This window comes from Fibrobacter sp. UWB5 (genome assembly GCF_002210295.1).
In the GTDB taxonomy this organism is placed as follows: domain Bacteria; phylum Fibrobacterota; class Fibrobacteria; order Fibrobacterales; family Fibrobacteraceae; genus Fibrobacter.
Genome location: NZ_MWQH01000007.1, coordinates 107,827 through 130,875, shown reverse-complemented (window position 1 = coordinate 130,875; position 23,049 = coordinate 107,827). Strand labels below are relative to the sequence as shown.

Here is a 23,049-nt window from a genome sequence, read left to right as displayed (position 1 = left end):
CACGCCAAAACGGCGAAGGACTTTTAATGAAGAAGATTGCATTCATTGCATCTATTTTTGCGCTACTTACACTCTTTATAGCGTGCAACTCGGATTCCGAAAAGAAGAATCCGGAACAGGCGGCAAGCAACAGCAAAAAGATTTCCGTTGTCGCCACCATTTACCCGCAGTACGCCTGGCTCAAGGAAATCCTGGGCAACCAGGCCGATTCCCTGGACCTGACGCTCCTGATCAAGAACGGCATGGACTTGCACAGTTACAAGCCCTCGGCAGCCGACATCGCCACAATCGCCAAGGCCGACATGATCGTGTACGTCGGCGGCGAATCGGACGAATGGATTCACAAGGCCCTTGAGGCAACGCCCAACGAAAAGCGCGTGCAGGTGAACTTGCTCGAGGCTTTGGGTGACCGCGTCAAGGCCGAAGAAATCGTCGAAGGCATGCAAGCCGAAGAGGAACATGAACACCATGAGCATGCCGATGAACATGAGGCTCACGAAGATCATCACGAGCACGAAGCTCACGCCGAAGAAATCGAAAACGATGAACACGTCTGGCTCTCGCTGAAGAATGCCGAAATCCTGGTGATGGCCCTCGCAGACGCCATTTCAAAAGCAGATACGGCTCACGCCATGGAATACCACATGAACGCAGGCCTTTACATCGCAAAGATCAGCGCCCTGGATGCCCAATACCGCGCCGCGATGGATAGCGTCACCCACAAGACAGTCCTGTTCGGCGACAGGTTCCCGTTTCGTTATCTGGTGGACGATTATGGCATTAAGTATTATGCCGCGTTTGTTGGCTGTTCCGCCGAAAGCGAGGCAAGTTTCGAGACGGTCGCCTTCCTCGCCAACAAAATGGATTCGTTAGCGCTGCCCGCCATCTTCACGATCGACGGTGGCAACGGCAAGATCGCACAGGCCGTACTTGCCGCAAGCAAAAAGTCCAAGACCGCCGAGGTGCTTACGCTTAATTCGATGCAGTCCATCAAGACTTCGCAGATGGATTCCGCAAACTACCTCGACATTATGCGCGAAAATCTTGAAGTGATCAAAAAGGCTTTGAAGTAGGTTCACTATGGTTTTGATTAAGTGCCGTCAATTGACACTTGGGTACGGGAACAAAGATATCGTGAGCGATTTCGACTACGATATTAATGCAGGAGAATACCTTTGCATCGTGGGTCGCAACGGTTCCGGAAAGACCACGCTTTTGCGCGGCATTTCGGGGCTGCTTTCGCCCAAGAGTGGAAGTATCGAATTGTGCGACGGCCTTACACGAAACCAGATTGGCTACTTGCCGCAAATCACGAACGTGCAGAAAGATTTTCCGGCGTCGGTCGAAGAAATCGTGCTCTCGGCGTTCCAGGGTAAAAAAGGACTCTTGCCGTTTTACAAGAGGGCCCACCGGGAACGCGCCATGGAGTGCATGGCGCTTACGCGGACCGAAAGTTTGCGCAAGGCCTGCTTCCGCGAACTTTCGGGGGGCCAAAGGCAACGCGTGCTTTTGGCCCGGGCCCTCTGCGCCGCCGAACGTTTGCTGTTGCTCGACGAACCCGTCACCGGCCTCGATCCGGAATCAACAGAATCCATGTACCGAATCATTAGCGACTTGCACAAGAGTGGCATGACCATCATCATGGTGACGCACGATCTCGAAGCCGCCCACAGAGAATCCAGCCGCATTCTGGATTTCGATCCCATCGAAGATAGGAGAGGATAGTCCCATGCCTGAATTACTTGACAAGCTCTTCTTCTACCTGGATTTCCCGTTTGTGCGCTATGCGATTATCGTGGGCGTTCTCGTTTCGCTGTGTTCGTCGCTCCTGGGCGTCACCCTTGTGCTCAAGCGCTATTCCTATATTGGCGACGGCCTTTCTCACGTGGCCTTCGGCGCGCTTTCGATTGCAGCCGTCCTCAAGGTAACCAACAACATGCTGATTATTCTCCCGATTACCATCGCAGTCGCCGTACTGCTTTTGTGCTCGGGCAAAAAGGCAAAAGTCAAGGGCGATGCCGCCATCGCCATGGTATCGGTGGGAGCGCTCGCTATCGGTTACTTGCTCATGAATATTTTCTCTACGTCGGCAAATATTTCGGGCGACGTGTGCACCACGCTTTTCGGCTCTACATCGATTCTCACGCTCAAGGTAGAAGAAGTCTACCTTTGCGTGGCACTTTCCATTGCTGTTCTTACCGTATTCGTTATTTTCTACCATAAAATTTTTGCAATCACCTTTGACGAAAATTTCGCCCAGGCGACAGGCGTGCGCGTGATGCTTTACAACATCCTCGTTGCCGTGATTATCGCCGTCATCATTGTTCTCGCCATGAACCTGGTGGGCGCCTTGCTGGTGTCTGCCTTGGTCGTATTTCCGGCCCTTTCGGCCATGCGTCTTTTCAAGAGCTTTTTCTCGGTAACCGTTGCCGCAGGCATTATCTCGGTCTTGTGCTCGCTTACCGGAATCTTGATTGCCATTTTGGCAGGGACGCCTGTGGGTTCGACCATCGTGGCCATGGACATCATGGTGTTCGGAATCATTTGCCTTATCAGCCTGATTCGCGATAAAAGAGTTTAATGTCCAGAATATTCTTATTCCTCGTTTTATTTGCGCTTGCATTACCCAGCTTCGCGCAAAAACCAGGCCAGATCAAGACCCTTCATTTTGACTTGACTAAAATGAGCGGCACCGTCGTATTCGCCCTGGTCAACCGCATGGTAACAGAACCCGCCAAGTTCCAGGGAAAACGCATCCGGATGGGCGGCGTATTTTCGAGCTACTACGACGACCAAATCGACCGCCGCTTTTACGGCTGCGTCATTGCTGATGCACTCGCCTGCTGTTCGCAAGGACTCGCCTTTGAACTTGCGAAACCCCGCAAGTACCCAGAACAATACCCGGCCGAAGGCGATGCCATTATTGTCGAAGGCGATTTCGATTATGAAAAAGACGAAGGTGGCGGCGGATTCCCTATTATTCGCAATGCTGATATGCAGACTAAATAAAAACTTTTCTATATTTATGCATAAAACTAAATAAATGCATAAAACGTAAAATACGGCGGTTCGTGCCATGGACAAGAAAATGACTTTACGCGAAGCTTTTGAAAGCAAGATGATGCTGCTCGATGGCGGCATGGGTTCTGTCATTCAGACTTACGGCATCAAGGGCGCGAACAACGACATGCTCTCCATCGAAAAGCCGGATATCATTCTCGATATCCAGCGCCGTTACGTGGATGCGGGCGTGGACTGTTTGACGACGAATACTTTCTCAAGCCAGCGCGTGAGCCAGCATGAATACCACCAGGAACACCGCATTGCCGAAATGAACCGCGCCGCCGTTAAAATCGCGAAGCAGGCCGCGGCAGAGGCCATGGAAAAGTATGGCCGCCAGGTGTACATTATGGGCGACGTGGGCCCCACGAGCAAGATGCTCTCCATGAGCGAAGACGTGAATGACCCCGCAAGCCGTAGCATTACGTTCGACGAGCTGGAAGACGCCTACCTGGAACAGATCCAGGTGCTGGTAGAAGAAGGCGTCGATGCGATTCTGATTGAAACGATTTTTGATACGCTGAACGCAAAGGCCGCTGCAAGCGCATTTGTGAAGGTGATGGAAAAACGCGCCGCGGACGCAACCGCCGCCGGAAAAGCCGCGGACCTCAAGCCCGTCGAAGTCATGTTCTCCATGACGGTGAGCGACGCCTCGGGCCGTACGCTTTCGGGCCAGACGGTGGAAGCATTCGCCGTGAGCGTGATGCACATGCATCCGCTTTCTATCGGTCTCAACTGCGGCCTCGGTGCCGACGGTATGGTGCCCTACCTGCGCCGTATGGGCAAGGTCGCGCCCTGCTACATTAGCTGCCACCCGAATGCAGGTCTCCCGAACCAGTTCGGCGGTTACGATGACACGCCCGAAGACATGGTGCGACTCATGGGCGTGTACCTGGACGACAAGCTGGTGAACATGATTGGCGGTTGCTGCGGTACCACACCGGAACACATCGCCGCCATGCGCAAGATGCTTGACGCATTGCCCGCCGATTACGAACGTCGCAAGCCCGCGCCCAAGTACGCCACAAGCCCGCTGCTCCGCCTCGCCGGTTTGGAACCGCTGTTCAAGGAACAGGTGCGCCCGAGCAATGGTGCCGACAGCTGCAACGCCGAAGATTTTGTGAAGGTGGGCGAACGCTGCAACGTGGCAGGCTCCAAAAAGTTCCTCCGCCTCATCAATGAAAAGAATTACGAAGAAGCACTCGACATCGCCCGCAAGCAAGTCGAAGACGGCGCCGATGTAATCGACGTGAATATGGACGACGGTCTCTTGGACGCTACCGCCGAAATGCAGACCTTCTTGAACCTGCTCGCTTCGGACCCGGCTATCAGCCGCGTGCCGATTATGGTGGACTCTTCCCGTTTCGAAGTGATTGAAGCGGGCCTCAAGTGCGCCCAAGGCAAGTGCATCGTGAACTCCATCTCCTTGAAGATGGGCGAAAAAGCATTTATCGAACATGCTCTCACCATCAAGCGCCTCGGTGGTGCCGTCATCGTGATGCTCTTCGACGAAGAAGGTCAGGCCACCAACTACGAGCGCCGCGTGCAGATTGCCGCCCGCGCTTACGACATCATGGTCAAAAAGCTCGGCTTCGATCCTTCAGACATTATTTACGACCCGAACGTTTTGACAGTCGCAACCGGCATGGCGGAGCACAACGCCTACGCCATCGACTTTATCCGCGCGGTCCGCTGGATTATGGACAACCTGCCCGGTGTGCGCATTTCGGGCGGTCTTTCGAACCTTTCCTTCGCTTTCCGCGGCAACAACTACCTGCGCGAAGCGATGCATACCACGTTCCTGCATTACGCGATTCCGAACGGCATGGGCATGGCCATTATGAACCCCAGCGCAATTATCGAATACAAGACGATTCCGCTGGAACTTCGCATGGCCATTACCGAAGTCATCTACAACACGGAACCGGATGCCAGCGAAGCGCTCATCGAAATTGCAAGCCGCATGACCGCAGCCGCCGCAGCCGCCAAGGAAGCGGGCACCAAGTACGATCCGAAGGCAATTTTCGCCATGAGCACAGGTGCCAGCAGCTCATCTGACGACGGCGCCAACGCCGCCGCAGACGCAAAGCCCACGACGCCCGAAGAACGCCTGCAAGAAGCTCTCCTTAAAGGAACTTCTACAACGCTTCAGCCCGACCTGATGGAACTCATCAACCGCGGCGATAGCCCGGTGGGAATTATTTCTGGCCCGCTCATGGACGGCATGAACGAAGTCGGTCGTCGCTTCGGTGAAGGCAAAATGTTCTTGCCGCAGGTGGTCAAAACCGCACGTACCATGAAGAAGGCCGTGGAAATTTTGCAGCCCTACATCGAGGCGGGCAAGGATGCCAACGCATCGAGCCGCGGCAAAATCGTGATTGCCACCGTCAAAGGCGACGTGCACGATATCGGTAAGAACATCGTCTCCGTGATCATGGCCTGTAACGGCTACGAAATGGTGGACCTCGGCGTGATGGTTCCCGAAGATGTGATTGTGAAGGCGGTCATCGAAAACAAGGCCGACATCTTGAGCCTTTCCGGACTGATTACGCCCTCGCTTGAAGAAATGTGCACGGTGGCAAAGGCCATGCAGGATGCAGGCCAGCGCATTCCGATTATCGTCGGCGGCGCAACGACTTCGCCCACGCACACCGCCGTAAAGATTGCCCCGTGCTACGATGGCCCCGTATTCCACGTACGCGATGCCGCCAGCAACCCGGGCCTCGTGCAAAAGCTTTTGGATCCGGCGACTAGCGAACAGACCGTTCAAGAAAACCGCGAAGAGCAGCAGCGCATTCGCGACAAGCAAAACGGCATCCAGACCGAAGCCGCAAGCGCCATGGCCGCAGCCGAAAAGACTCCGGAAGAACGCCGCTACCAATGCGACTGGAGCAAGTACCAGCCCGTGGAACCGCCGTTCATGGGCGAAAGCAAGCTCCCGCCGATTTCGCTCGAAAAAGTTATCCCGCTTATCAGCTGGGAATACTTCTTCTTCACCTGGAAAATCAAGCCCGAAGAGGAAGAAGCCAAGAAGCTCAAGGCCGATGCCGAAGCGCTCATCAAGTCGCTCACGAAGCCCGAATATGCATTGCGTGCCGTGCAGGCGTTCTACCCTGCCGCCGGTACGGAAAATTCCATCAGGTTCAACACGGGCCGTACCGGCACCGACTCCGACCTTGTCGAAGTCGCCACGGCACGCCAGCAGAATCCCGAAGGCACTTGCCTCGCCCTCTGCGACTACGTAGTCCCTGCAAATGCGAACACCGCAAGCGTCTTCGCCGCTCCCGCCGGTAAAGATGTATTCCGCGACATCGTGGGCGCCTTCGCCGTCACCGTAAGCGACGCCTTCGTCAAGCGCCTCGAAAAACTGAAAGCCGAACAGGGCGGCAGCGACTACGACGTTCTCTTGATGCAGACTGTCGCCGACCGCCTGGCCGAAGCCGGCGCTGAATACTTGAGCAAGGAACTCGAACGCACCAACAACTGGAAGGGCATCCGCCCGGCCGTCGGCTATCCCGTGCTCCCGAACATCAAGGAAATCTTCAACGTCGCAAAACTCATCGACTTCAACAGTGTAGGCATCAGCCTCACCGAAAACGGCGCCATGTACCCGCAGGCCTCCGTGAGCGGCCTCTACATCAGCCACCCCGAAATCGACTACTTCCACGTGAAGGTGTAAATTACTTCTCGACCACGATCAGTTCAGGCGCGCCCCTCCCGGGGAGCGGCTTGAAGATTTTCACGTTGGTCTGGACAGCCGGGCCACCGAAGGCCTTCATTTCGCAAACGAAAAGGAAATTCGTACCGGCCACCACCTGGGTCGACACGCTCAGCGGCTTGAGTCCCAAATAAGCGTAGTCCTTGGTCGCCTCGGCAAATACGGCAGAATCTTCTGCAGCAAGCGGGCGCTGCTCCGAAAATCCGCCCATCAGCATTTCATCGGTCTTGCCGGCTTCCAGGTTTCCAAAGAAGGTTTCAACTTCACCCGCGGCGACTTCGGCACCATTTTCGGCGGTAACGCGCTTGTTCGAAATTCCGTAAGCAAGCGTCACGTTCGCATTCGGTTCAAGCGTCTTGAGTTCTTCGGCAGAAGCCTTGCGGCCACCGCTACCGTACGTGCAGAACGGAACCACCACCTTGCCGCTCAAGTCGTTCGAATCGAGGAAGGTGTAAATCGGCGGAGCAAAACTACCGAACATAATCGGGTAACCCAAGTAAACCGTGTCGTACTTGGCCAGGTCCACCTTCGCATTTTCAAGGGCGGGCCACTGCTTGGTATCGCGCTGGGCCTTCACCGCGGCAATGGTGCTGTCGTAGGTCGAGGGGTAAGCCGTCACCAGTTTCAATTCCACGGCATCGGCGTTCCTTGCCTTCGTGAAAATTTCAGCGACTTTCTTGGTCGCACCATTCTGCGAGTAATACACCACCACCGACTTCGAAGGAGCGGGTACTGCCACCTCAGCCACTTCGGCCTTGGGCTCCGGCTTGGATTCCTTCTCGTTGCAGGCGGTAAACACCATCGAGGCCGCCAATACAGACATGGCGGCAACAGTCAATCTGAAATGATGGAACATTGTGTTCTCCTATTTAGCTATTAGAACCTTCTTCAGGCTGCGGGGGCAACTTGGTTCTTGCACCGTAAAGTCTTTCCGAAATATGCGTAAAGGCTTCCACGACATCCGGGTCAAAGTGCTTGCCCGCACCTTCGGTAATAATCGCCATCGCCTTTTCGTAGGTAAAGGGCTTCTTGTACACGCGCTCGGCCACAAGGGCGTCGAACACGTCGGCCACGGCCATGATTCTTGCAGACAGCGGAATGTCTTCGCCCTTAATGTGGGTCGGGTAGCCCGAACCATCCCACTTTTCGTGGTGGTAATGCGCCATATCGATCGATTCGTTCAGGTAGTCTGCATCAATGGTATCGCCTGCATCTTCGACCATCTTCACCAGGATCTTCCAACCTTCGGTGGTATGGCTCTTCATGATGGCAAATTCTTCGTCGGTGAGTTTGCCCGGCTTGTTCAAAATCAAGTCAGACACGGCAATCTTACCGATATCGTGCAACGGAGCGGCACGCTTGAGCTTTTCGATATAGGCATCCGTGAGCACATCCGCAAACTTGCCTTCTGTCTTGAGCTGGCGGGCAATCGCTTCCACGTATTCAGCCGTCTTCTTAATGTGGTTACCCGTGCTCTTGTCGCGCGCTTCAACCACTTCAGCGAATTCCATAATGATAATCTCTTGCATTCGCTGGATTCGTTCGTTCTGTTCTTGAACGCGCTGGATAAAGTTGTAAGTATCGCTCGCCATCGTGTAGATGGATTCGTACAGGTGTTCGATTTCGTCTCGCGTGCGCACCCCGATTTTTCCGAGGCGTTCCACGCTGTCGCGAATGCTTTCGAGGTCCACCTTTTCGGTTTCGAGCATGCTGGCACGCGTCGTATTGGCGGCAATCTTCATGGCGGCCAAGGACATCTGGTTCATCGGGATCACCACGCCGCGCTTCACGAGTTCAAGCACGATACTCATGATGATAATCGAAAGACCAAAGAACAGCGAAAGCATCTTGATAAAGAATATGGCTTCGTCGCGGATAATGTTTTCCATCGAGATGTCCGCCGCCACGTAAGCAACCGTCCTGCCCGACGAATTGCGGATCGGTCTATAAACGGTCAACAGCCAGCCGTACTTGTCATCCGAGATAATCGGTTCAATCTCGCCGCCGGCCAAAAGAGTCGACAAATACGGTTCAAAGCTCGGGTCGAATTCCACCACGTCGCCCGGAGCACCACCCGGTTCGCCATCGGTATCCAAATCGAACACCACATGGCACCCGTCCTGACGAATCTGGTACACGTACAGGTACTTGGTCTGCGGGAAGCTTTCGCGAATAGAACCAAGAACCGTCCGCACAAAACCGTAGTCATCCACTTCGTAGCCACGGTTGATGTAATCCTCGACCTTTTCAGGATTAATCACGGTCGACGCCGCCTTGGTCACACCTTGTGCAATACTGATAAAGCTATTGACGGAGTTTTCGCGGTAAAGGAAAAATCCGATCGTACAAGCGAGGCCTCCCAAGAGCACCTCGGCCAAGATCACCATGTACACCACCTTGCGCAGCAAGGAATAGCGTACCATCTTTTTCATGACATCGTTGCTATTGACACGCAGGACCACCTTGTTCAGATGGTTCTTGATAACGCGGGGAATAAAGCGGAAAAGGAACACCGCAAAGATAACGACAACACCCTTGTCGAAGAAGTCGAGGACAATGTCGGCCCAAAGCTGCGAAGTAAATTTGCTCCAGCCAAGGACTTCGTGGAATGCAATCGAGAACGGAGCCGAAAAGCCTTCGCCAAAATTGAATCCGTACAGGAAATAGGTAAATACAGATCCGATTCCGCCACCAATCAAGGCAAACGAAAGGATCACGACAAACAGGCGCGGAATGTTCTTGAAAAAGCGCTGGTGGTAAAAGAATGTTGCAAGGGCTGCAATAAAAATACTGATCACCCCGTAGAACATGGTCACAGGGTCCGAAATACCGTTAATCGCATTCGAGGTAAAACCGACTATGACTGCCGGAAGGTTTCCGCCGAGCATTGCGGTCAGAATCGTTCCCAAGCAGTCCAAAAAGAGAGGCAAGTGCAACGCAAGCGCAATCTTTGCCGGAATGATATTCAACAGCAGACCTGCGGCAATCAGCAGCAGAACGCTTTTTAAGCTAGACCCGTTTTCAAAATCAAGTAATTTTTTAAGAGCAGCTTTCATTTGCCCAATACATCCTTCTTAGCACTCTTAAGATAAATAAAAAAAGGACCGCTACCGGCCCTATTTTATAATTTCCACTATTTTTTTGTTGTTTGTAGCCCCCGAAACCACCGAAACATCCCGTTTATGCACATGAAAATGCTCGGCCAGGAGTTCGCAGATGGCTTCGTTCGCCGCTCCATCGACCGGAGGAGCCTTGACTTCGACCTTGTAGCTTCCGTCCGGGAGCTCCGTCACGCTTTCGCGCTTGCTCCGGGCATGTACCTTGATGTTTATTCTCATAAGGTACTAGGCGAGCACGTTACCCGGTGCTGCCGGGCGAGCCTTCAGCTCTTCCTGCATGCGCTGGTCATTTTCCATGGCCGTCAAGAGTTCTTCCTGGCCCCTAATCAGGGCGCGGCAACGAATAAAATAGTTTGTACGTAACTGCTTGAGCTGTTCGATTTCCATGCGGAGCTCTTCGGCCTCTTTCTTGGTGGACTCCACCTCGCGGACCGCTCTTGCCTTCGCTTCGGCAACGATAATTTCGGCTTCCTTTTCGGCGGTGGCCTTGACTTCGTCAACCGTCTTCTGCATGGTGACGACGGCATCCTGGATCGTCTTTTCGATCTGGCGGTAGTAATTCACGCGTTCTTCGGCAACCTTCAGGCGTTCCGTAAGGTCGGTCTTGTCTCTGGACATCTGTTCGAATGCGTTGGCAGCTGTTTCCAAGAATGCCTTGACTTCTTCAGGATCGATTCCACCGAAATTTTTCTTGTGGAAGTTCTGATTTCGGATATCCAGTGGTGTAAGTTCCATACTAAAACCTGCAAAAAAATGGGTATTTGCCGTTTTGGGCGTCAACTGAAATATAATAACTTGCCGCCTGAGGTGGCAAAGACATCAAAAAATAAGTTATAAAATGCCGTTTTACGTATACTAATTTACACATAATGGAGTATATTTGAATTATAGCGTTTATGATCAAGTTTCTAAAGGACTTTTGGGGAGCGCAAGATACACTGGAACGAAAAATGTTCTGGTCGATCTTGGTGGTTGTTACCGTAGTGGCAACCTGCTCCGCCATCTTCACCATTTACGAGGGACTGAACTTCTCGGCGTCCCTCGCCAGTCTCGGCTGTGCCCTGCTCTGCTTTATTATTGCCTTTGTCGCCGTAAGAACGTCTCTCTATAACCAGTGTTACCTGGTCATGTGCTGTGCGCTCAGCTGTTTCTTGATGCCCATGCTGTTCCTGTTCTGCGGCGGTATCACGAGCGGCATGCCGCTTTACTGCATCACCTCGCTTGCGCTGATCGCCTTTGCGGTCCGCGGGCGCGCCAAAAACATTTCCTTTACCATTTCGCTGTTGATCCAGACCGCCATTATCTACTTGTCCTGGAAAAACCCGGACATGCTCTACACCACGCTCGACCGCGACGGAGCCTTCCTCGATATTCTGGTCACCCACATCCTGACCGGTATCACGCTTTTTGCCGTCGGTTCGTTCTCGCTCATGTCCTATGTGCAGGAACGCGAAAAAAGCGAAAAACTGGTGGCGCGACTCGACTACCTGGCAGTCAGGGATTCCCTTACCGGCCTTTACAACCGCAGGTACTTGCTCAAGTTCCTCGAAGAAACCGTCTGGAAACACCGCAACGACTACTTTATCGCCATGTTTGATTTGGACAATTTTAAACAAATTAACAACAAGTACGGACACACCTTTGGCGATACCGTCATCTGCACCGTCGGCAAGCTCATCCAAAAGAGCGAAGACGAGACGACGGGCGAAATTGTCACCCGTTTCGGCTGCGAAAAATTCATCTATCTCATTAATGCCGGTTCCGAAGTAGAAGCGTACGCAAAGGTTGAATCCATTCGCAAGGCAGTGCGCCAGATTACCTTCGAAGAACACCCGGAACTGCAACTCACCATTAGCGGCGGGCTTCTCCCCTGCAATTCAAAATCGGCATCCGATGTCAAGCAGTTGCTATTCCGGGTAGACGAGCTTGTCGTTTCGGCAAAGAATCAGGGCAAGAACCAGATTCGCAACATGGTGGAAAACTAGAGATTTTCTATCTTTACCTCTGAAAAAATTAAAGAGGTCCATTATGACATTTGAAGAGATGTTCGCACTGGCTTGCCAGCGCAAAAAGGATATGCCCGAAGGTAAGGGCACAACGGAACTGTTCAAGAAGGGTCCGCACGGCATCGGCAAGAAGCTGGTAGAAGAAGCCGCTGAAAGCTGGATGGCTGCACGTTTCGAAAGCCGCGACGCCCAGTGCCTCGAACTTTCGCAGGTTCTTTACTACGTGGCCGTTATGATGGCCGAAAAAGGTCTCACCCTCGAAGAAGTGTACGCTAAACTATGATTAAGGTCGCTCTCCCCAACAAGGGCATGCTCTTTGAGCCCACCCAGGAACTTCTGAAGGCTTGCGGTTACAAGGCCTCCAAGCCCTACAAGACTTTGACCCAGCTCGACACGAAGAACGGAATCGAATTCTTCTTCCTGCGCCCGAGCGACATTCCGATGTACGTGGGCCGTGGCATTATCGACGCCGGCATCACGGGTATCGACTTCAACGCCGAAGCCAAGAGCCCGGCCGTCAAGGTTCTCGACTTGCCCTATGGCGCCTCCAAGATGTGCGCCGCCGTGCCGAACGAAAGCCCGGTGCAGTCTCTTGACGAACTCAAGAATTCTACGATCGCCACCAGCTTCCCGAACATCGTGGAAGGCTTCTACAAGAAGCCGATGGACTTCGTGGTGCTCGAAGGCGCCGTCGAAATCTCGGTGAGCCTCGGCGTGGCAGACGCCATTGTCGACGTGGTCGAAACCGGTACCACGCTCAAGCAGGCTGGACTTCGCATTGTGGGCGAACCGCTCTTCCGTAGCAACGCAGCCCTCTTCTGCAACCCGCAGAAGACCGAACTCGAAGAAGTCAACACGCTGATCCGCCGTATCGAAGGCAAGCTCGTTGCCCAATCCTACATGATGATCGAGTATGACTGCCCGGCCGAACTCCTCCAGAAGGCATGCGAACTCACGCCGGGTCTTGACGCCCCGACAGTGACCAAGCTCCACGGCCGCGAATGGTATTCCGTGAAGGCCATGGTCCCGCAAGAAGAAGCCAACTCCATCATGGACAAGCTCTGGGACGCAGGCGCACGCAGCATTCTCCTGTTCGGGATCAAGAGCGCTCGTATTTAAGACATGCAAACACTTGCCTATCTAGCACGCCAGCCTATCCTCGACCGCGAGGGTAAGATTTACGCGTATGAGCTTCTGTTTCGCGATTCGCCCGAAAGCGACATCGCGATCATTGCAAGCGACGTTCTCGCCACCGCGCAGGTTCTCGAGAACGTGCTGAACAATATCGGCATCGAACGCCTGATCGGAAACAACAAGGCGTTCGTGAACTGCAGCCGCAACATGCTGCTCGACAACTTGTTCGGGCTTTTGAACCCCAAGTACTTCGTACTCGAGGTTCTTGAAGACGTCGAAGTCGACGAAGCGATTGTCAAGGCCGTCCAGCGCTACAGGGCCCTGGGCTTCGAACTGGCGCTCGACGATTTCATCTTCAACGACGAATTCATCACGCGATTCAAGCCGCTGTTCCCGTACGTCAGCTACGTCAAGATGGACGTGGTGGACAACTCGCAGGAATCGATGAACGCCGCCGCCATCTTCTTCAAGACCATGGGCATCAAGCTCCTGGCCGAAAAGGTGGAAGACGAGGCGACCTTCAAGCGCTGCGAAGAAGCCGGCTACGATTATTTCCAGGGGTTCTTCTTTGCAAAGCCCGAACTGGTGACCGGCCGCAAGATCGACGCCACCTCGGCAACGATCCTGCAGCTCTTGCTCCGCATCAAGTCGAGGCCCTCTCTCGAAGACATGTGCGACAGCCTCTCCAAGCACGAAGACATCGCCCAGAACCTGCTCCGTTTCGTGAACTCCGACTCGCAGACCAGGCACAGCCACATCGACACGGTCAAGGATGCCATCGTGTGGGTGGGCATGCGCCGCATTCAGGAATGGCTCATGCTCATGCTGTACGCCCGCCCGGAACTCGGCATGACTCCGCAGGCATCGCCCTTGTTCCAGAACGCAAGCCACCGCGCCAAGTTCATGGAAAGCCTCGCCCGCTGCATCGACGAAAACAACGACGACTTCTGCGCGAAGGCATTCATGGTGGGCCTCATCAGCCGCATGGACGCTTTGGTGCGCGCCCCGCTCGAAACCATCTTGCCCGACGCTCCTGCCGATGACGAAATGCAGGACGCCCTTCTGAACCGCAGCGGCCGCCTCGGCACGCTCCTCCGCCTTGCAGACGCCGTGGAACTCGACGACCGCGAATCCATCCAGGCTTGTCTCAAGGAAGAGGGCATCCACTTCGCCCAATTGAAACTCTGCATCAACGAATCCTACAGTTTTGCCAATGAACATTGAACCGCAAAGTCTTGAAGCGTTAATCGGGGAATTTTCATCGCTCCCCGGAATCGGGCAGAAAACCGCCCGAAGACTTGCGTATCATATTCTTTCCAAAAACGAAGGTGATGTAGAACGTTTCTCGACGAACCTGCTGAACGCCAAGAAGAACGTCCATCCCTGTCCGCGCTGCTACGCCTTTACCGACGAAGACCTGTGCCCCGTATGCAAGGCCAGGCCCGACTCCAAGTGCATTTGTGTGGTCGAAAAAAGCTCCGACATCGTTCCCTTCGAACGCTCCGGCATTTACAAGGGTACTTATTTTGTTCTGGGCGGCGTGATTTCGCCCCTGGACGGCATCGGCCCCGAACACTTGCACCTGCCCGAACTGGTAAAGCGCATTAAAGACGAAGGCATCGAAGAACTTATATTTGCATTAGGTTCTAGCCCCGAAGCCGACAGCACCGCGCTCATGCTCGACCACATGCTTGCAGGCGTCAACGTCAAGCGCACGCGCCTTGCCCGCGGAATCCCCATGGGTTCGGACCTTGAATTTGTCGACGAAGTCACCATGCTCCGCGCATTCGAAGGGAGAGTCAGCTTATGATGGAAAAGGCTCCGAAAGGGACAAAGGCGAATTTACCGCCAAAGACGGTTCACCACGGCCCTGTCGTGGTGGGCGACTACAAGATTGTCTCCGCCGAATTTGTCAAAGGTTCGACAAGCATCAAGCACCTTCCCGAAGAACGCTTACCGCAAATTGCCTTCCTCGGACGCTCCAATGTGGGCAAATCTTCGCTCATGAATGCCCTGATGGGCAGAAAAGACTTGGTAAAAGTGGGCAGAACCCCCGGAAAAACCCGCGAATTGAATTTTTTCAAAGTCAACGGGCAGTTTTTTCTAGTAGATTTACCAGGTGTAGGCTTTGCAAAAGTCAGCAACGCCAAACGTGACCAGATGGCAGACTTTATCCGCGAATACGTGGAAAAGTGTAAAGACCTGAAAGGACTCGTATATTTGGTAGACGTGCGCCACGGCGGTCACGCTATCGATATCGAGACGGTCGAAGCCATCCGGGCCAGCGGTTGCCCCGTACTGATTGTTGCAAGCAAACGCGACAAGGCGAACCAGTCGGAACTTGCAAAAGGACTCCGCAGCATCAAGGAAAAATTCGGGCTCGACCAGAATCCCTTGAGCGTGAGCTCTTTCAAGAAATTCGGACTCGGCGACTTGTGGCACCAAATTTTGGAAGCGATCGAACAGAAGAATGAGAGTAAGGAGCCCTAGAAACTGGCAACGATTCACAGCCCCCGCAAAGGCATTCCATTTGCTGGGCCTGTTCCTGTTGCGCCGTCCTTTCGGCCAACAAATCGCTTTGTTCTGCCGAGCCATTTCTAGCATCTTCGCCAAAAACCGTAGCTTGAAGACCGACTCCCGTAACATCATCATGCAGACGTATTTTACGGCCGTCGAAATTTTCCCGATTCTTTTTGTCGTTGCCACCTTGTTCGGAACTATCACCATTATCGAAGTGATTTCGATGATGGGTAAAATGGGTTTCGCCGACTTTGTGGGCAACATGATCGTGGTGGTGGTCATCCGTGAACTTGGCCCGATCCTTACAGCATTCTTGATTGCAGGCCGAAGCGGTTCTTCGCTTACGACTTACATCGGGAGCATGGTGATCAACTACGAAGTCGATGCACTTGCCACCATGGGCGTAAACCCGATTCGTTTCTTGGTCATGCCGAGTCTGATTGGCGGCTGCATCGCCATGCTCATCATGAACATCTTCTTTAGCGCAAGCGCCATTTGCGGCGGATTCATTCTTACCAAGTGCGCGATATTCATGAGCGGTATGAGCGGCGTCATGCAAAGCGAAATGTCCAGCATTCAGCTGACCTGGTCTTACCTGAGTGGCGAAATCCTGAAAGCCATTACGCTCGAAGACTTTATCTTCCTTATTCTGAAGCCCCTTGTCTTTGGCGCCATTATTACCACCAACGCCTGCTACCAGGCCCTGAACATTCCGCGCGATGTGCGTCAGGTGCCCAAGGCCGTTTCGCGTTCCGTGATTAAATCTTTCCTGTATGTTGTCGTGGCCGATGTGATTATTTCGATATTCTACTTAGTGGACTACATGAATAACCTCAACCAGTTGATCTAATGTTTGACGAAGCCTTAAGTCTGGAAGATATCCATCTCGCCTATAGGGACCTTGCCGGTGCAATGTTCTCTAAGCCGAGAATTTTAGGGTATTTCAGAGGCATCGAAATGGACCCGCAAAAGGAACTGTTTTCGAATGTGAACCTTAAGGTTAAACGCGGCGAAACCATTTGCATTGGTGGACCTTCTGGCCAAGGAAAGAGTGCCCTTCTCAGAGTCATTGCCGGGCTTACTCGCCCCACCCGCGGCAACATTTACTATTTCGGCGAATACATTCCGCCCGAAAAGTTGACCGCCCTGGAAGTGGCAAAACGCCAAGTGGGAATGGTGTTCCAGAACGGTGCCCTGATTTCGAACTTGCGCGTGCGCGACAATATTGCGCTCCCGCTCCGCTACCACAAAATGGGAACACCCGCCGAAATCGAAGAAAAGATCAACATGGCCATGGACTTGATGCGCGTACGCGACGAAGCCGACTTGTTCCCGCACATGCTCAGTATGGGCATGCAAAAGCGTGTGGCTATCGCCCGTAGCTGGGCCATGGACCCGAAGCTATTGTTGATGGACGAACCTACGGCAGGTCTTGACAACTACAACCGACGCAACTTGCTGCCGCTGATCGACAACATGCGTACGCTGTTCAAAACCACCATTCTTATCGTGACTCACGACTTGATGATTTCCAAGGAACTCGGTTGCAATATTTGTTTCTTGCACCGCAAGACTTTGACCGAGCCCAAGCCGTTTGAATACTGGGTCAACACCGACAGCGAAATTTCCAGAGAACTGTTCCGCGACCTCCGCAATAGCGGGTAGAGCGGCGAAGCCGCGATGTGAAATGTGAAATGACAAATGAATAATTAACCATTACACACTACACATTCCACATCCCACACTACACATTTTACAAAAGGATTTCAAAATGTTTCTCCCTCTACCCGACGACTTTCATGCGCACTTGAGACAGGGCGAATTGATGCCCGGCTACGTTCGTGACTTGGTTCAACAATTTGGCCGCGCCATCATCATGCCGAACACGGTACCCGCGATGACAAGCGCGAAGGCGATTGCCGATTACAAGGCGCAGATCTTGGAAGCGGCAAAGGCCGTACGCGCGGACTTTGTCCCGCTCATGACGTTCAAGCTGAACCCGAATTACACGGAACAGGATTTGAAGGACATGATGGCGGTCGGTGTTGTGGCAGGCAAGTACTACCCCGCCGGCGTGACCACCAACAGCGCCGACGGCATCAGCGATTTCGAAGGCATTTTCCCGGTGGTCGCCATGATGGAAAAGCTCGGCCTCGTACTGTGCGTCCACGGCGAAGAACCGGGCGAGTTCTGCCTGGACCGCGAGAGCGCCTTCATCAAGCGCGTCGAAACCTTGGCCGAAAAATTCCCGAAGCTCAAAATCGTTTTCGAGCACTTGAGCTCTGCAAAGTCGGTGGAAGCCGTCAAGCGACTCCCCGCGAATGTGGCCGCCACCTTCACGGTGCACCACCTGATGATGACGCTTGACGACATCGTGGGAGACGCCTTACGGCCGCACCATTTCTGCAAGCCCTTGCCGAAGCGGCCGGAAGACCGTGCCGCCATTCGCGAAGCCGCCTTCAGCGGCAATCCCAAGTTCTTTCTCGGCACGGACTCTGCGCCGCACCAGCTCGGCAAAAAGGAATGCCCCTGCGGCGCAGCCGGCGTCTACAGCGCCCCGGTCGCCATCCCGCTCCTGGTCCAAGAATTCGAACGGGCTGGCCACCTGGACAAGCTCCCGAATTTCATTGCCAGCTACGGTGCCGACTTTTACGGCCTTCCGCGCACGACCAAGCAGATCGAAGTCGTCCACGAAAAATGGACGGTGCCCGCTATCGTAAACGGCGTGGTGCCGCTCGCCGCCGGCCAGGAACTCGACTGGAAGCTCGTTTAAGAGCCTGCATAATTTTTATATTTGCGCCATGCCTTCCGAATCTCGCAAATACCTTGTTGGCCTTGTGGGCCCAGACGTTCTCGAAGCCGCCGAAAAGGACTTGTTCCACCCGGTGCGTCTCGACCTCGACAATTGCGACGCCATCGAAATCCGCTACGATTTCTTCGACGAATCGGAATGGCCATCGCTCTCCGAAAGAGTCCGCCACATCGTTGACAACAAAATCCAGATCGGCACCATCCGCCTGCAGCGCGACGGCGGTAAATTCCCCGACGCCCGCGCCGTAGAACGCCTGGAACTCTGGCAACGCATTCTTTCGGGCAAGCAGGTTCCCGAATGGCTCGACCTTGAACGCGACTGCCTGAGCGATTTCAAGGCCTTGAACGATATGGCCTACCCCATAGGCGTCAGCCTGCTCATTTCGGAGCACAATTTCGTGCGAATTCCGACCGACATGGAACTCGAAACCTTTGCCGCCGACATCAAACGCGTGGGCGCCCAAGGGCTAAAGATTGCCGCCATGAGCAATTCCGACAGTGACTGTGACCGCCTGTACAAGTTCGCAAAAAAATACGGCAAGAAATTCCAGATGTTTGCCGCCTTCGGTATGGGCGAAACAGGCAGGGTCAGCCGCCTTTGGTCATTGAACGAAGGAGCGAACCTCACCTACGGTTCCATTGGCCATTCCGAGGCTCCCGGGCAAATCGAAGTCTCCGTGATGCGCCGCGCCCTCGATCAAGCCGAAAATTTGCACTCCCAGATGGAAATTTTGGCTTTTTTGAACCAATTCTAGTCATTTTTGATATTTTTTCGTTTCAAAGGGCATATTTTTGTCCAAACGGCGCATTTTTTTGCTAAATATCCATATTGAAAATTATAAAAGGAAAACAATATGCGTCTTTCCGAAAGATTTGTTGACAATTGCATCTTGATTAACTCCAAGAGCACGTCCAAGGAAGAAATCCTGAACGAGCTCGTGGATACGCTTTGCAGTGCCTACAAATTGGAACACCGCGACGAAATTTTCGATGCCGTCTGGACCCGCGAACAGAGCCGTTCTACCGGTATCGGTTGCGGACTTGCCGTTCCGCACGCCAAGATCGACTGCGTGGACCGCATGTGCATGGCAGCCGCCACTATCGAAGGGGGCCTCGATTTCGCCTCGTTCGATGGCGAACCGGTCTACCTGATCATCTTGATCGTAAGCCCGGGCAACACCGTGGGCCCGCACCTCAAGGCTCTTTCCTCTGTCAGCCGTCTTTTGGCCGACGGTGGCGTCCGCAAGGACCTGATTGCCTCCAAGGACCCGGCCGAATTCCTGACCATTCTCCGCGCCGCCGAGGACAAATACCTCTAATCCCCTTGACAAACTGATTTAGATTTTATATATTTGCGCCTACCTCGGACGGTTAGCTCAGTTGGTTTAGAGCGCTGCTTTCACACGGCAGAGGTCACTGGTTCAAATCCAGTACCGTCCACTAGAAAGGCTTCCTACCCCGGAAGTCTTTTTTGTTTTTATACATTTCGGGCAAGTAATTTTGTTATCTTGTCTCCACAACGCAACTTTTTAAAGCCTGTAGGCATCTAAAAGGCATGATTAACACCAAAGTCCTCATCAATGCATTCTTCGCCATGGCCGCCCTGACGACGGCTTTTGCCGAAGGCACCTGGACCTTAGAAGACTGCCTCAAGCAGGCCAAAAAGTCTAGCCTGAAGCTTGAATCCGCAAAGCTCCGCGAGCAGTCCGCCGACATTTCCATCAAACAGGCGAAAACGGGCAACTACCCCACTGTAAGCGCCAGCATCCAGAACACGCTCTACGACCACCCCTTCGTCTATAACGAAGACCATTACCGTCTGAACCTCGGTATTTCCGGTTCCTACACCCTGTGGGACGGGGGCGCCACGAGCCTGAACGTAGAATCCAAGACACTTACCAAGGAAGCGACGGCCCTTGCCACCCAGCAGACCGAACGCAGCGTCCAGGAAAGCGTGCTGAACGCCTACATGAGCCTCTTGGCCGCAAGCGAAAACCTGCGCACGGCAGACGCCTCGGTCGAACTTGCCCAGGCCGAATTCGAGCACTACAGCAAGCTTTACGAAGCGGGTTCTATCACCAAGAAGGATTTGACCCAATCGCAGTCCAACGTGCTGCAAAAGCAGACCTCGCAGCTTACCGCCCAGCTCTCCGTGAGCACCGCCAAGACGACTCTGCGCCAGCTCCTGGAACTGGACGACAATGTCGAATTCCAGATCAGCGCCCCTGAAACCAATATCGAAAGCCCTGATTCCCTCGAAGCGCTTCCGACTTACGAACAATTGAAGGCCGACGCCCAAAACGCTCACCCCGGACTCAAGTCCGACAGCGTGTCCGTGCGCGCCGCCCAGAAGAACACGGAAGTCGCCGGCAAGGGCAGCTCCATTACCGTGACCCTCGGCGCCAATTCCAGCACGGGCCTGCAGGCTTGGCAGTCCAAGGCCTACAAGGACCAGCTCAAGTACGGCTGGCAAAATTCCATTACGCTCGGCATCAACATCCCGATTATCGATGGCGGCGCCACCGCCAGCAAAGTCCTGCAGGCGCAAGTCAGCGAGACCGAATCGCAGGTCAGCCTCAAGGAAGACATGAAGACTCTCGAGAACAATCTCGAAAAGCTCTACCTGAACGCCATGAGCGCCGACATGCAATGGAAGGCCGCCATCCTCCAGGTGCAAGCCGAATCCGAAGCCCTCGTCGTTGCCGAAGAACAACGCAACGCAGGCGCCCTCACCTACACGGATTTCTTGACCCAGAAGAACAATCTGGAAAAAGCCCAGATCACGCTCACCAACGCCAAGTACACGAGCCTGCTTTCACGCAAGCTTCTGGAACTTTATCAGGGCAAGCTGGACTAGTCATGCGTTCCGGACTAGTCATGCGTTCCGGTCAAAACGGAACACGTGACGGTTATAGTTAGAAGTCAGCAGATAGCATTTATCTTCTTGCACCGTCATAAACATATTGACAAGGTACATGCGCAAATCGGTCACGCGCTGTTCAAAGTCGGTCAAGTCCATCAGGACTCCGTCGTCTTTAATGACCATCGTCAGGCTATCAGGTTTCAGGTTCACGTCGATTTCGACAAAGACCTTCTTGCCCTTGTTCCGTTCGTAAACCACCATTCCCAATTCTTCTAGAATCAGCATGGCCTTGATTCGAACGTCCCCGCTCACGCCGCGGTGAGTCAAGAGCTTGCTGATACTGTTTCGGTAAAGAATCAGGTTCTTGGGCGTAAGTTCCATGTCATGCATGAACCAGTAATTTTCGATCGAGAATTCCTCGAGTTCAAGCGGGAAATGCCTCTTGCCATGAATCAGCAAATGGATGGCGACACTCGCGCCAAGCGCCACATAGGGCGCGACACCGAAGGCGCTCCACATGGCCTGTTCGCCCACGAAGGCATGTATGCCGAGAACACCCGCGAAGGGGCAAATGAACATCACCAAAGAAATAAAGACGAACGAAAGCAGCGGCAGTTCGTGCACATGGTAACTGGCGTAAGTCTTGACGAGGGCGAGCGGGAAAAGCCCCACCGCGCAAGCACGAATGGCAAACGCGGTTTCGTCGGCAAGCGATTCGGAATGAATGCCGAACAGATGCGTCATGACGGGCGCAAAAATCACCAGGAACGCGGTAAAGAACACGCCCTCCTTGACAAGCGCCCAGTTGACAAACCGCATGGTCTGCAAGATACCCTTGCCGTTCCTTTCGCCGCGGTAAATATTGATGAGCGGTTCAGCCGCAAGCCAAATCCCGTTGAATATGACGCTCACCTCCACGATTTCGTACACAATGGAAAGCACCGTCAACTTTTCAACGGCGAAGTGTTCGACAAAGTAGAAGTTCAACAAGGCCGTCAGCAAAGAGAAATAAAGGTATTCGCAGGCCTCCGCCATGCTAAAACGGAACGTACGCCCCACGTCGGCAATCTTGAAATGCCATACAAAGCGAAGGCTGTTGTTCTTCCTGAAGAAGTGCAGGCAGAGTACCGCGATACTCAACACAATCGAAAGCAGGGTGCCAAGCGCAATTCCCGACATGCCCATGCGCGTGCAGAGCAAGCAGGAAAGCACAATGTTTCCTATAAGGAGCGTGGCGTACGACGCATTGCAAATCCGGGTATCGCCATCGGCAAAAATCATCTCTTGCAAGACATTGCAGAGTGGCATGAAAAACGCGATTCCCAGGAACCAGACATAGAATTCGTCGACATACTGCAACAGTTCCGGATCCACGTGCATAAAGTGGAACATGAATCCCTTTCCGAAGGTAAAGAGGACCACCATCAAGATCCCGACCACAAACGACAGCAGAATGCTCTGTCCAAAGAACCTGTTTGCGCGGTCACGATCCATGCGGCCAAGCTCTATAGAATAGCAGGCGAGGCTACCCACGGCGACAAGCGCGTTCAGGAAAAAGATGAACGAGAACAGGGGCGAGAAAAACGAAATGGAGGCCAGCGCCTTTTCGCCAAGAAGCTGGGCGGCTACAATTTTATCAATAAAAACGTTCGCGATTTCGGCACACACCGAAATCGAGGCCGTCAGGAGCATTGCGCGAAACCGCTGCCCGGAGAAAGTCTTCTTGATAAGCATTCATCCCTAATTTAACAAAAAACGGGAAAATTCCAAAAATAAACACCCGATGTTGCGCCCCTGAAACAGAGGGCGTTTCTTTTT

The 23,049-nt window shown here is 53.6% G+C and carries 22 protein-coding genes and 1 tRNA gene; 18 read left to right on the top strand and 5 right to left on the bottom strand.

From position 1 onward, the window contains the following. Window positions 1–26: 26 nt before the first annotated feature. From B7989_RS11000 to metH, 5 genes are all read left to right on the top strand, one after another. Window positions 27–1,073, top strand: a complete 1,047-nt coding sequence (locus B7989_RS11000; RefSeq protein WP_088628527.1) for a metal ABC transporter substrate-binding protein — start codon at window positions 27–29, stop codon at window positions 1,071–1,073. 7 nt (window positions 1,074–1,080) lie between these two features. Continuing rightward, a complete protein-coding gene (locus B7989_RS10995; RefSeq protein ID WP_072798156.1) occupies window positions 1,081–1,725 on the top strand; it encodes a metal ABC transporter ATP-binding protein in 645 nt (214 codons plus the stop codon). 4 nt (window positions 1,726–1,729) lie between these two features. Next, on the top strand, window positions 1,730–2,581 hold the full coding sequence (locus tag B7989_RS10990) for a metal ABC transporter permease (protein ID WP_088628526.1): 852 nt from the start codon (window positions 1,730–1,732) through the stop codon (window positions 2,579–2,581). Further along, window positions 2,581–3,009 (top strand): hypothetical protein, encoded by a 429-nt coding sequence (locus B7989_RS10985; RefSeq protein WP_144265037.1) that lies wholly within the window; start codon window positions 2,581–2,583, stop codon window positions 3,007–3,009. The genes B7989_RS10990 and B7989_RS10985 overlap by 1 nt, the downstream gene beginning before the upstream one ends. A 67-nt stretch (window positions 3,010–3,076) precedes the next feature. Continuing rightward, window positions 3,077–6,739: a methionine synthase gene (gene metH, locus B7989_RS10980; protein WP_233144377.1), complete on the top strand. Its 3,663-nt coding sequence runs from the start codon at window positions 3,077–3,079 to the stop codon at window positions 6,737–6,739. Window position 6,740: 1 nt separating this feature from the next. Here metH and B7989_RS10975 read toward each other — a convergent pair whose 3' ends face one another. From B7989_RS10975 to B7989_RS10960, 4 genes are read right to left on the bottom strand one after another with little or no spacing between them, the layout of a single operon-like run. Beyond that, entirely contained in the window at window positions 6,741–7,634 is an 894-nt protein-coding gene (locus tag B7989_RS10975) for a flavodoxin (RefSeq protein ID WP_088628524.1), read from the bottom strand. A 13-nt stretch (window positions 7,635–7,647) separates the two neighbouring features. After that, a complete protein-coding gene (locus B7989_RS10970) occupies window positions 7,648–9,834 on the bottom strand; it encodes an HD domain-containing phosphohydrolase (protein WP_088628523.1) in 2,187 nt (728 codons plus the stop codon). A gap of 60 nt (window positions 9,835–9,894) precedes the next feature. Beyond that, on the bottom strand, window positions 9,895–10,116 hold the full coding sequence (locus B7989_RS10965; protein WP_073055335.1) for a DUF167 domain-containing protein: 222 nt from the start codon (window positions 10,114–10,116) through the stop codon (window positions 9,895–9,897). Window positions 10,117–10,122: 6 nt separating this feature from the next. Beyond that, complete coding sequence (locus tag B7989_RS10960) at window positions 10,123–10,632, bottom strand: DivIVA domain-containing protein (protein ID WP_088628522.1); 510 nt, start codon at window positions 10,630–10,632, stop codon at window positions 10,123–10,125. 161 nt (window positions 10,633–10,793) lie between these two features. Between B7989_RS10960 and B7989_RS10955 the strand changes: the two genes are divergently transcribed. From B7989_RS10955 to B7989_RS10895, 13 genes are all read left to right on the top strand, one after another. Further along, complete coding sequence (locus B7989_RS10955) at window positions 10,794–11,882, top strand: GGDEF domain-containing protein (RefSeq protein ID WP_088628521.1); 1,089 nt, start codon at window positions 10,794–10,796, stop codon at window positions 11,880–11,882. 43 nt (window positions 11,883–11,925) lie between these two features. Continuing rightward, on the top strand, window positions 11,926–12,186 hold the full coding sequence (hisE, locus tag B7989_RS10950) for a phosphoribosyl-ATP diphosphatase (protein ID WP_088628520.1): 261 nt from the start codon (window positions 11,926–11,928) through the stop codon (window positions 12,184–12,186). Beyond that, entirely contained in the window at window positions 12,183–13,022 is an 840-nt protein-coding gene (hisG, locus tag B7989_RS10945; protein WP_072801043.1) for an ATP phosphoribosyltransferase, read from the top strand. The genes hisE and hisG overlap by 4 nt, the downstream gene beginning before the upstream one ends. 3 nt (window positions 13,023–13,025) lie before the next feature. Next, complete coding sequence (locus B7989_RS10940; RefSeq protein WP_088628519.1) at window positions 13,026–14,261, top strand: EAL and HDOD domain-containing protein; 1,236 nt, start codon at window positions 13,026–13,028, stop codon at window positions 14,259–14,261. Continuing rightward, the gene (gene recR / locus B7989_RS10935; RefSeq protein WP_088628518.1) at window positions 14,251–14,847 is read left to right on the top strand and encodes a recombination mediator RecR; all 597 of its coding nucleotides are present in this window, start codon (window positions 14,251–14,253) and stop codon (window positions 14,845–14,847) included. The genes B7989_RS10940 and recR overlap by 11 nt, the downstream gene beginning before the upstream one ends. Next, window positions 14,844–15,527 carry a ribosome biogenesis GTP-binding protein YihA/YsxC gene (yihA, locus tag B7989_RS10930; protein ID WP_233144376.1) on the top strand — a complete coding sequence of 228 codons (684 nt, stop codon included), beginning with the start codon at window positions 14,844–14,846 and terminating at the stop codon, window positions 15,525–15,527. Before recR ends, yihA begins: the two co-directional genes overlap by 4 nt. After that, window positions 15,508–16,407 (top strand): ABC transporter permease, encoded by a 900-nt coding sequence (locus tag B7989_RS10925; RefSeq protein WP_088628517.1) that lies wholly within the window; start codon window positions 15,508–15,510, stop codon window positions 16,405–16,407. The genes yihA and B7989_RS10925 overlap by 20 nt, the downstream gene beginning before the upstream one ends. Further along, window positions 16,407–17,222: an ABC transporter ATP-binding protein gene (locus tag B7989_RS10920; RefSeq protein ID WP_233144375.1), complete on the top strand. Its 816-nt coding sequence runs from the start codon at window positions 16,407–16,409 to the stop codon at window positions 17,220–17,222. Before B7989_RS10925 ends, B7989_RS10920 begins: the two co-directional genes overlap by 1 nt. Window positions 17,223–17,328: 106 nt before the next feature. Further along, complete coding sequence (gene pyrC / locus B7989_RS10915) at window positions 17,329–18,330, top strand: dihydroorotase (RefSeq protein WP_088628516.1); 1,002 nt, start codon at window positions 17,329–17,331, stop codon at window positions 18,328–18,330. Window positions 18,331–18,358: 28 nt separating this feature from the next. After that, the gene (locus B7989_RS10910) at window positions 18,359–19,123 is read left to right on the top strand and encodes a type I 3-dehydroquinate dehydratase (protein ID WP_088628515.1); all 765 of its coding nucleotides are present in this window, start codon (window positions 18,359–18,361) and stop codon (window positions 19,121–19,123) included. Between the two features lie 99 nt (window positions 19,124–19,222). Next, window positions 19,223–19,687 carry a PTS sugar transporter subunit IIA gene (locus B7989_RS10905; protein WP_088628514.1) on the top strand — a complete coding sequence of 155 codons (465 nt, stop codon included), beginning with the start codon at window positions 19,223–19,225 and terminating at the stop codon, window positions 19,685–19,687. Window positions 19,688–19,733: 46 nt separating this feature from the next. Continuing rightward, window positions 19,734–19,808 (top strand) — tRNA-Val (locus tag B7989_RS10900). Window positions 19,809–19,923: 115 nt separating this feature from the next. Further along, on the top strand, window positions 19,924–21,225 hold the full coding sequence (locus B7989_RS10895; protein WP_088628513.1) for a TolC family protein: 1,302 nt from the start codon (window positions 19,924–19,926) through the stop codon (window positions 21,223–21,225). 18 nt (window positions 21,226–21,243) lie between these two features. On the opposite strand, the gene B7989_RS10890 is transcribed toward B7989_RS10895, so the two are convergent. Then, window positions 21,244–22,965, bottom strand: coding sequence for an MATE family efflux transporter (locus B7989_RS10890; protein ID WP_088628512.1), 1,722 nt, complete (start codon window positions 22,963–22,965; stop codon window positions 21,244–21,246). Window positions 22,966–23,049 lie beyond the last annotated feature (84 nt).